This window comes from Caballeronia sp. M23-90, from assembly GCF_053574605.1.
Genome location: NZ_JBSIPA010000866.1, coordinates 1 through 1,119 on the forward strand (window position 1 = coordinate 1; position 1,119 = coordinate 1,119).

Genomic DNA, 1,119 nt, shown 5'->3' on the forward strand with positions numbered 1-1,119 from the left:
GCGCACGCTTGGGAGTGATAGGCACGGTGCTGATCACCGAGGGCGGCACGGCGGCCTGCATCGTCGCGGTGATGTTTTTGCCACTGGCGCTCACCATGGTGCTGCTGCCGTTCCTGGGCATGATGCTCAACGGAACGTCTTCCGTGCTTTATGGAACAGTTCCGGAAATGGCGGCTCCCGAGCGCACTGAGCGCGCCTTCGCGTTGTTCTATACGGGAACGATAGCGTCCGGTGCGATTTCACCGGTCATCTATGGTTTTCTTGGCGACCGGATCGGCGTACACGGCGCCACTTTCGCCACCGCTCTGACCGCGTTGGCGATCTTTCCGCTGGCGATCATGCTGCGCTCGCATCTGGCGCCTGAGGAAAGACCGTAAGCGCGCAGGCTGGCGCGGCGAACCTTAACGGGCACGTCCAATGCATGAAAAGCATTCAATTCATCAAGCGGTTGTATCGGCCGGCTTGAAGATAGAAAGATGCGTCACTCGGCGAACCGCGAGCAATCGGTTCCATTGGCATCCCGACTTCCAGTCAAGCCACCGACAACTTCCCCGCCGCGACCGGTGCTCCGTCATTTTCCGCGGGCGCAAGCTGTTCCCAGGTGCTATGCACGTGGCGCTGCAGGAACTCGCCCAGCTCTTTGCCGCGTCGCGCGGACAGCAGCTTGATGATGACCTCGTGCTCGTCGATGGCGGTATGCCAGGTCTCGGACGTCACGCTTCCCTGAAACCGGTATCGATACAACTGGCGGTTCAGCCGCTCGTGCATCTGCTGAAGCGTCTCGTTCTTCGCCGCAGCAATGATGCTCTTGTGTATCGCCTGATTCAGGTTGAAGTAGGTTAACCGGTCGCGCCGCTCGTAGGCCGCATGCATCTCATGGTGCAACGCGCGGATTTCCGCCAGTTCGTTTTCCGTTGCGAGACTGCAGGCCCGCTCGCCGCCGAACGCCTCGATCACGCCGAGCACATCGAGTTTCTCGCCGATCTGCTGCGCGCCGAGATCGGCCACCACGGCGCCGCGCTTGGGCAACACCACTACGAGTCCATCTCCCGCCAGTTCCTTCAATGCTTCCCGCAACGGCGTGCGCGACACCTGCAGCCGTTCCGCGAGCGTGCGCTA

1 protein-coding gene and 2 pseudogenes are annotated in these 1,119 nt (G+C 61.5%); 1 reads left to right on the plus strand and 2 read right to left on the minus strand.

The window, feature by feature from the left end:
• A pseudogene (locus ACRXB1_RS36570) lies at positions 1-377 on the plus strand (MFS transporter); the annotation flags it as partial.
• Between the two features lie 154 nt (positions 378-531).
• Here ACRXB1_RS36570 and ACRXB1_RS36575 read toward each other — a convergent pair.
• Together ACRXB1_RS36575 and ACRXB1_RS36580 are read right to left on the minus strand one after the other, a co-directional pair.
• Positions 532-1,035, minus strand: coding sequence for a GntR family transcriptional regulator (locus ACRXB1_RS36575; RefSeq protein WP_449494844.1), 504 nt, complete (start codon positions 1,033-1,035; stop codon positions 532-534).
• Positions 1,018-1,104, minus strand: a pseudogene (locus ACRXB1_RS36580) (GntR family transcriptional regulator); the annotation flags it as partial. The pseudogene ACRXB1_RS36580 and the gene ACRXB1_RS36575, both read right to left, overlap by 18 nt.
• Between the last annotated feature and the right edge of the window lie 15 nt (positions 1,105-1,119).